The 8,143-nt window shown below is 58.1% G+C and carries 6 protein-coding genes; 4 read left to right on the top strand and 2 right to left on the bottom strand.

Annotated features, from left to right (window positions below):
* Positions 1-811 precede the first annotated feature (811 nt).
* Both B060_RS0118025 and B060_RS0118020 read right to left on the bottom strand, forming a co-directional pair.
* Positions 812-1,243, bottom strand: coding sequence for a CBS domain-containing protein (locus B060_RS0118025; protein ID WP_026172950.1), 432 nt, complete (start codon positions 1,241-1,243; stop codon positions 812-814).
* A gap of 118 nt (positions 1,244-1,361) precedes the next feature.
* The gene (locus B060_RS0118020; RefSeq protein ID WP_018083202.1) at positions 1,362-2,057 is read right to left on the bottom strand and encodes a rhomboid family intramembrane serine protease; all 696 of its coding nucleotides are present in this window, start codon (positions 2,055-2,057) and stop codon (positions 1,362-1,364) included.
* Between the two features lie 248 nt (positions 2,058-2,305).
* Between B060_RS0118020 and hfaA the strand changes: the two genes are divergently transcribed.
* The 4 genes from hfaA (at position 2,306) to B060_RS0118000 (ending at position 8,051) form a co-directional block, all read left to right on the top strand.
* Positions 2,306-2,752 (top strand): holdfast anchoring protein HfaA, encoded by a 447-nt coding sequence (hfaA, locus tag B060_RS0118015; protein WP_026172949.1) that lies wholly within the window; start codon positions 2,306-2,308, stop codon positions 2,750-2,752.
* Positions 2,752-3,816: a holdfast anchoring protein HfaB gene (hfaB, locus tag B060_RS0118010; protein ID WP_018083200.1), complete on the top strand. Its 1,065-nt coding sequence runs from the start codon at positions 2,752-2,754 to the stop codon at positions 3,814-3,816. Before hfaA ends, hfaB begins: the two co-directional genes overlap by 1 nt.
* Positions 3,701-4,987, top strand: a complete 1,287-nt coding sequence (gene hfaD, locus B060_RS0118005; protein WP_155847966.1) for a holdfast anchor protein HfaD — start codon at positions 3,701-3,703, stop codon at positions 4,985-4,987. Before hfaB ends, hfaD begins: the two co-directional genes overlap by 116 nt.
* A 154-nt stretch (positions 4,988-5,141) precedes the next feature.
* On the top strand, positions 5,142-8,051 hold the full coding sequence (locus tag B060_RS0118000; protein ID WP_018083198.1) for a M16 family metallopeptidase: 2,910 nt from the start codon (positions 5,142-5,144) through the stop codon (positions 8,049-8,051).
* Positions 8,052-8,143 lie beyond the last annotated feature (92 nt).

The following is an 8,143-nucleotide window of genomic DNA, read 5'->3' as shown; positions in this document are numbered from 1 at the left end:
GTTGTTTTGACCTTAATCTGCTCATAAGCATTATGTGAACATAAACAAAAGCCTATGTTCGTTACTGCGTTACATTGCGTAAATCTAATTATTAACGAGTTCCCACAAAGGTCGATCAAGCCGAAGCCAGACCAACCTTAATGGTTGTCTTTTTAAAGAGACCGCAAACAAATTAGTGTCGTATGGAAATGTATCTCAACATCTCCGCAAGAACACCGCCGCCTGCGATTCCCTTTCCAAATATAACAATGTCAAAGACCGTAATTGCTGCTCAAAAACTAAGCGCAAAAAGCAGATACACTGAACGGCGGTTAAACCATCCAGAGCGACAACTTAATCTCGTTATCGAAGAGAGCGGCGCTTATACCGCATCATTTTTTAGTGTCAAGCGTTTCTTTTCAAAAAGATTTTCTCGACAACCAAACCGCTCGAACGTTTAGGCTCAAACAGCGGAGCGGCGCTTATAACCGATCCAATTCTTCAGTCAAGAAACTAAATTCAAAAAATTCGAACCCGGAAACTCAACCTTTTGAGACGACAGATCCTCACTAGGTAGTTCCGAAGAACAATCCCCGTCAGTTTCCGTCAGACTCAGAAGAAGCGCTCTTTTAATACCTTCTTTCGACGACATCAAGCGTTAATTAAATCTTTACAGACTCAAAATGATCAAACCGTTCGGATCGATCCGCCTTCGTCGCAACCCTTAAAGGACATCAACAGCGAGGCGCGGTATCTAGTGAGACAAGCCTGTGGGCGCAAGCACAAAATGACTCTTACTCACAGACTTGACCACGACACAGCAAAAAATGCCCTACCCCGCCGAGATATAGGCCTTAAGCGTCTGGGCTTCGTGTTCGCTAGCGGCAATCTTGGCCTTGACCAAATCACCGATCGACACAATCCCGATAAGACGCCCGCCCTCCATCACCGGCAAGTGGCGGATACGACGATCCGTCATATGGCCAAGAAGCGCATCAATGGTTTCGCCCGGTCCCGCCGAAAACACTTCTCGCGTCATCACCTGACTGACGGGCTGACCAAGCGATTGTCCGCCTGTTGTCGCTATCGCGCGGACAATGTCGCGCTCTGACACAATGCCGACCACGGCGCCGGCGCGATCCGTCACGACAAACGCCCCAACCTTGCGCGTGTAAAGAAGAGCGGCGACCGAAGCCAGGCTATCGTCTGGCGTGACCGTATAGACTTCTCGCCCCTTGGTACTCAGTAACTGATTTATCAGCATGCGCATCCTCCCCGGATGTCTGTTTTTCCGGCACCCGATGTCAGGCACCAGCCCCCATGTGGGAGGTGAACGGTGCGCTCAACAGATAGAATAGCAATTCACATGCGCGTCGGGAGAGTCAATTTGTCGTGAAGAATCGCGGGTGAAACGCATGTAACCAGTGGCCGATCACCAACACACCGAAGAGAAAGCCTATAATGTGCGCCTGCCAGGCGATGACAACGCCCTCCCCGCCCGGCAGGAACGGCAGCAGGGCCGGCAGCAGATTAAGCCCACACCACACCGCGCTTGTCGTCAGGACATGGCGGCTCATTAACGGCAGCACACGCCCCGCACCGCGCGCACCTATAATGCGTGTAGAGGCGCCGATCAGGCCGTAGATCGCTCCCGATGCCCCCACAACCGGCATACTGGACATAAGATTGAGCAGGCAAAAACCGAGGCCCGCCGCGATGCCGCATAGAAAGAAGAAGGCGAAGAAGGAGAGACCGGCGCCAATTCCCTTGCCAAAGGCCCGTACCACCGGGGTGGCGAAGATCAGGCATGCGCCGGCATTGAACAGAACGTGCGTCCAGCGTCCGTGCAGGAAGATATGCGTAAACAACAGTTCGAAATGTCCCTGACGCAACAGGATCGGCGACAGGGCGAAATTATCAAGCAACGCACCTTCGAGCGCAGGGCCGCCAGATATTTGTAGCCAATAGGCCCCGATCATCAGAACCGGCAGGACCACCACCATCAAAGGCGCATTAAAAGCAGGCTCCCTGTGGCGTTGCGTGTTTTCAGGCACTTCGGGTTCAGGGCCGTCTGTCATATTTCGGGACTTCTCAGAAACTGCGAGATCAAAAGTGGTTCAATTTGGTTATATATGCCCGCAGTTTTCCCCTTTTAACAGAGGTGATGCGCGCTGAAGGCAGACAAAAAAGCCTATATAAATGAATTTAATGCGTCATTTTAGGAAAAATACACCTAATTTTTAGGGTTGCAACGGAAAGTGGCATCCAAATTGCTGGTCGTCTGCCGTATCCGCGGCGTATCGGCCCGGACAGCGGAGCGAACCAAATGCCGTTACGTAAAGTATGTATCCTGACCTTAGCCGGCATGGCCAGCCTCGCAGCCAGTGCGCAGGCTCAGAGCATGAACACCAGTTCAGCGTCCTATCAGGCGGGTTACGGTCTCAGCCTGCACCAGATGCAGACGGCCATCGATCCTTCGACGCGCGACGCCAATGGCAACCGCGTCCTGGTGGATGGCGTCATGTCAATCGGCAGCGACAACAGCGTCTATTCCTATTCCAAGACCCTTGGCGCCGGCGACTCTTATTCCGGCGCAGGTGCTCTGGGCGGCGCCTCGGCCATCGGCAACAATCTCCAGGTCACGGTTCAGGGTAACTACAATACCGTGATCGTCAACTCGACCCAAACCAACAACGGCAATGTCACTGCGACCGCCAACGGCACGACCGTTACTGGCGAGCAGGGAACTCTCAACGGACAGGTAAACTTCTGATGACCATGCAAATCCGCAAACCCGCCCTGTTTGGCCTCATCAGCGCCGCGGCAATGGCAGTCGCGCTCACCGGCTGCATGACCACGCCAAGCGTTAATGCCGAAGGCAATTACAAGACCCCTATCGGCAAAGCACCGGTGACGGCCAACCCGACCGCCTATTCGGACGCTCTGGTCTGCCTCGGCGGCTATGCCCGCTCGCACCGCCTGGCTTCGCCGCGCCTCGCGGTTGGCCGTATCTCCGATTACACCGGCCGCGCCTCGCTCGACGGTGGCCGCGAAATCACCCAAGGCGCCTCGCTGATGGCGATGACCGCCCTGGCCAAGGCCGGCGCCCGTCAGGTCGAGCGTTTCGACACCTCGGTCGGCGAACTGGAACTGAAGTACGCCAACAACAAGCTGATTACCGACGCGCCGGTTTCCAACCCGACGCATCCGGCCGATTACCGCAAGATCATGGCCGGTCAGGTCGCCGGTTCCGATTTCTTCATCGTCGGCGGCATCACCGAACTGAACAACAACATCCGCTCGTCGGGCGTGGACGCCTATGCTGGCGAAACCAAGACGACCGGCGTCAAGGGCCTGTTCTACGGCCGCACGCTGGTGATGAATGTCGCGCTCGATCTGCGCCTCGTCGATACGCGCACGCTGGAAGTGGTCGATGTGATCTCCTATCAGAAGCAGATCGTTGGTAAAGAAGTGAAGGCCGGCGTGTTCGACGTGCTGAACGGCAATATCTTCGACATCAGTGGCGGCCAGGGCGCACTTGAGCCCATGCAACTGGCCGTGCGCGCCATGATCGAACGCGCCACGCTGGAATTCATGGCCAATCTTTACGGCGCTTCCGGTCCGGACGTCTGTCTCGATCCGCAAAACGACTTCCTTTACAACGACACCCTGGGCGCCACGGGTGGCCTGACCCCGGCCTACGATAATCTGGAGACGAACAATGCTGGTACGCGCGCAGAACCGAGCCGTTGGCAAAACATCGCTGGCGACAAGCGTCGCGGCCCTGCTGAGCACGACGCTGGCTACAGTGCTTCTGACGGCGGTTCCCGCTACTAGTCAGACCATCCCCGACGGGGAATGGACCAACAATCAGACCGAGGGCGGCGTCATTGCCGCGAACCAGACTCTGAATGTGGTGCAGAACGATGGTCTGACGCGTCTGGATACCTATGCCACCGCCAACAGTGTTCAGACCGGCAACGACACCTATGACGCGACGCTCTATTCGTATCAGTTCTTGAGCGGTCGCACGACGGCGACCACGACGATCACCGGCACCAATACCGGTGAAGAAGACCTCTCGCTCGGCACGCCGGTCTATGCTTTGAGCCAGGGCATTGGCAACTATGCTTCCGGCGTCACCAAGGCCGGCCACCTGACCGCCGACACACATCAGGTTTCGACCGCCGATCGCGTCGAAGCCACCACCGAGGTTAATGCGCCGAACAACGCCATCTATGTCAGCGGCGAAGGCAATGCCATCACCGAGGTCAACCACACCGCCTATGAGATGACCAATGGCCGCCTCGATTCGACGGCTGCCCAGACCTCGTCAACCGAGGCGCGCTCCAACGTGTCAGCGACCGTGCGTTACTCGCCCTCTCCCAATGCGTACAACGCATCGGCGACGAACAACGCTTATACTGCCTATAGTGATGATCGCGGTTCACAAGAGCACGATGTCACCCAGGCGGCTTCGGCCATGACCCAGGCCCGCGCCGAGGTCTATGCTGGCAATGTCTGGAACATGCAGGCCAAATCGACCGCGCTCGGCAACAAAGTTAATCTGGAAAACCAGGGCGGCTCGCTCGTCGTCACCAACGCCCAGACGCAAAGCGGCCTCGTCCAGTCGCAGGCTGTGATCCAGGCCGACGAATACGGTCAGGCCTTCGCCACCGCTTCGGGCATTGGCAATCAGGTTTCTGCCGGCAATAACGACATCTATGTGCGCCTCGACAACAATCAATTATCGTCGGGCGGAGTTGATGTGGTCGCTTCGTTTGACGGCACCACCGGCTGGGATGGCTACGTCACCGCCGATGCGGTCGGCAATCAGGCGGTGGCCTATGCCTGCGCCGAATGCCAGGCCAACATGGGTGTCAACAACACTCAGGTCAATACCTCCGACGTCAACGCCACGGCAACCGCCAGCGTCGGCCGCGGACGCACGATTGTCTCGACCGCCCGCGCCACAGGTAACAGCGCCACCTTCTACGTCGGCAACTAAAATTTTCGGCAAAGTCAATTTAAAAGCGCGTCATCTTCGGATGGCGCGCTTTTTCGTGCCTTTGCGCCACCTTAACAAAAGTTAATCCGCCAAATTCCCCTTTCTTCAGACGCAATCCTGCGGCAGTGTCCTCCCATCAAACCGGAGCGCACCTATGCTGATGAAGAAAACCCTGCTGACCGCCTTTGCCGTCGCGGCCCTGAACACGACCGCCCTGACGCCGATCAGCGCCTATGCCGAGACGCCCACCGTCTCCGCCCCCGCCATCGGCATGGCCATCGACATCAGCAAGGGACTGGATTTCGCGCAAAACCATTCCGACATTAAGGCCGATCCGGCCGTGCGCTTCGGCAAACTGCCGAACGGCATGACCTACATCATCCTGAAAAACGCAACGCCCCCCGGCACCGCCTCGATCCGCCTGCGCTTCAATGGTGGCTCGCTGATGGAAGACGACAGCCAGCAGGGCCTGGCCCACTTCCTCGAACACATGGCGTTTAACGGCTCGAAGAACGTGGCCGAAGGCGACATGGTCAAGATTCTCGAACGCCACGGGCTGTCGTTCGGCGCCGATACCAACGCGCATACAGGATTCAGCGAAACGGTTTACGAACTCGACCTGCCCAAGGTGGCCGAGGACGATCTCGACACCGGCCTGTTCCTGATGCGTGAAACCGCCGGCAATCTGTCGCTGGACGACGGCGCCATCGATCGTGAGCGCGGCGTTATCCTGGGTGAAGAACGCGCCAGCGACAGCCCCGGCCGTCACGCCTATATGAAGTGGGCCACCGCCGCCTTCGGCAACCAGAAATACGCAGTCCGCCTGCCCATCGGCCTGACCGACATTATCAGCAACGCCAAGCGCGACCGCTTCGTTGACTATTACAACCACTTCTACCGCCCCGAACAAGCCACCCTCGTCGTCGTCGGGGATTTTGACCCTGACGCCATGGAAGCCAAGATCAAGACAAAGTTCGCCGACTGGCAAAAGCCGGCCGCGCCGATCCGCGTCACCGACTTCGGCGCCTACAAGCCCAAGGGCGTCATCTCGGAAGTCTATACCGAAAAGGGCTTGCGCACCGAACTGAGCCTGACCTGGGCCGCGCCGCTCACCGAAACCTACCAGACCTATGCCAGCGCCAATGTCGATTTCCTCAATGGCATCCGCACCCAGATCCTCAACGAACGTCTGGAGCGTCAGGCCAAGCTGCCGGATACCCCCTTCGCCTCGGCTACCATCGCGCATGACGACATCGACCATACCGCCAAGGTGACGCAGCTTTCGATCACGCCCAAGCCCGGCCGCGAGAAGGATGCCTTCATCGCTGCTTATACTACGGTGCGCCAGTATGCCGAATTCGGCGCCGACCAGGCCGAACTCGATCGCACGCTCAGCGATATCGAAACCTACTTCAAACAGGCCTTGCAAGGCGCCAAGACGCGCAACAGCCGCGATCTGTCCGAAGCCCTCGTCAGCTCCGTGGCCGATGGCGATGTCTTCACCTCGCCCCAGCAGGACTGGGACTATTTCGTCGCCATGAAGCCGAAGGTCACCCTGGCCACCCTCAACGACGGCATCAAGCCCTTGTTTGCCGGCGACGGTCCGCTGCTGTGGCACGAAGGCCCGACGCTCGGTGATTTCGACAAGCAGTCCCTCCTCGATACCTATAAGCAGGTGCAGGCCGCACAAATGACGGCTTCGGAAGCGCGCGCCAACAAGCCGTGGCCCTATACGAGCTTCGGCACACCAGGCAAGGTGATCAAGCGGGAAGACATTAAAGACCTCGGCATCACCCAGCTTACCTATGCCAATGGCGTGCGCGCCACCATCAAGACCACGGATTTCAAGACCGATGAAATCGGCATCACCGTCCGCTTCGCCGGTGGCTTAAGTTCGCTATCGCCGGCATCCAAGCCGCCGGTCTTCGCCGCCTCGGTGTCCGATCTGCAGGAAGGCGGCCTCGGCAAGCTGACCGCTTCGGAACTGAAGGACAGCCTGACCGGCAAGATCTATGGCGTGGGCTTAGGGCTCGGTGAAGACGCTACCACGCTTTCCGGCGGCACCACCAAGGCCGACTTCGCCACGCAGATGGAAGTCCTGATGGCCTTCACCACCGATGCGGCCTACAGCAGTGACGCCTTCGAGCGCCTTAAGGCGTTCATCCCCGACTATTATAATTCGCTCAATTCGACACCCGGCGGCGTCTTCCAAATGAAGGGCAGCGCCGTCCTGCGCGATAACGATCCGCGTTACACCATGCCGTCTCAGGCCGATTTCCTCGCCACGAAGAATGAGCAGGTCAAGGCGCTGGTCGATCGCCAGCTCAAGACGGGCCCGATCGAAATCACCATTGTCGGCGATATTAGCGAAACCGACGCCGAGGCCGAAATCGCCAAGACCTTCGCTACGCTGGCCCAGCGCGCCGACAAGCCGGTGATCCCGGCCGATGGCCTGACCCTGCATTTCCCGACGCAAAACCTCAAACAGGTGTTCGAGCATCAGGGACGCGCCGATCAGGATTTGAGCTATGTCGCCTGGCCGAGCGCCGATTTCACCTCGGATACCCAGCGCGCCCGCGCGCTGACGGTGCTGGCCGAAGTGATGTCGCTGCGCCTGACCGATATCGTGCGCGAAAAGAAGGGGCTGAGCTATAGCCCCTATGCCAGCAACTATTATTCCCAGACCTTCCCCGGCTTTGGTTACCTCAGCGCCGTAGCGCAGGTGAAGCCGGAGGATGATCAAGCCTTCTATGACACGCTTTCGGAGATCGTCACCGAACTGAAGACCAAGCCGATCAGTGATGACGAACTGCTGCGCGCGCAAAAGCCGCTGCTCGACCGGATGGACACCGACCTGAAAACCAATACCTACTGGGCTGGCGCCCTGCCCGGCTCGACGACGGATGCCCGCAAGCTCGACTATATCCGCAATCGCCGCGAACAGTACCAGGCGGTGACAGCGGCTGATATCCAGCGCCTGGCCGCGCAATATCTCGACATGAGCAAGGCCGTGCGTATCCAGATCAAGCCGGCAGTGACGGCGGAAGCGGCCGCCGCGAAGTAAGATACCCCACCATCGCGCCTCTCTTGAGGCGTGGTGTTGTTTCTTTCTTTAAAACAAACAAAAACCCCGCAGGTGACCTGCGGGGTTTTCAG

Origin of the sequence: Asticcacaulis benevestitus DSM 16100 = ATCC BAA-896 (genome assembly GCF_000376105.1) — a bacterium.
Lineage (GTDB): Bacteria > Pseudomonadota > Alphaproteobacteria > Caulobacterales > Caulobacteraceae > Asticcacaulis > Asticcacaulis benevestitus.
Note: the sequence above shows the minus strand (reverse complement) of the source record. Positions and strands in the feature narration are given on the sequence as shown.

Coding starts and splice junctions, on each gene's coding strand:
- B060_RS0118000 (WP_018083198.1), top strand. CDS start 5,142: ATGCTGATGAAGAAAACCCTGCTGACCGCCTTTGCCGTCGCGGCCCTG.
- B060_RS0118025 (WP_026172950.1), bottom strand. CDS start 1,243: ATGCTGATAAATCAGTTACTGAGTACCAAGGGGCGAGAAGTCTATACG.
- hfaB (WP_018083200.1), top strand. CDS start 2,752: ATGACCATGCAAATCCGCAAACCCGCCCTGTTTGGCCTCATCAGCGCC.
- B060_RS0118020 (WP_018083202.1), bottom strand. CDS start 2,057: ATGACAGACGGCCCTGAACCCGAAGTGCCTGAAAACACGCAACGCCAC.
- hfaA (WP_026172949.1), top strand. CDS start 2,306: ATGCCGTTACGTAAAGTATGTATCCTGACCTTAGCCGGCATGGCCAGC.
- hfaD (WP_155847966.1), top strand. CDS start 3,701: ATGCTGGTACGCGCGCAGAACCGAGCCGTTGGCAAAACATCGCTGGCG.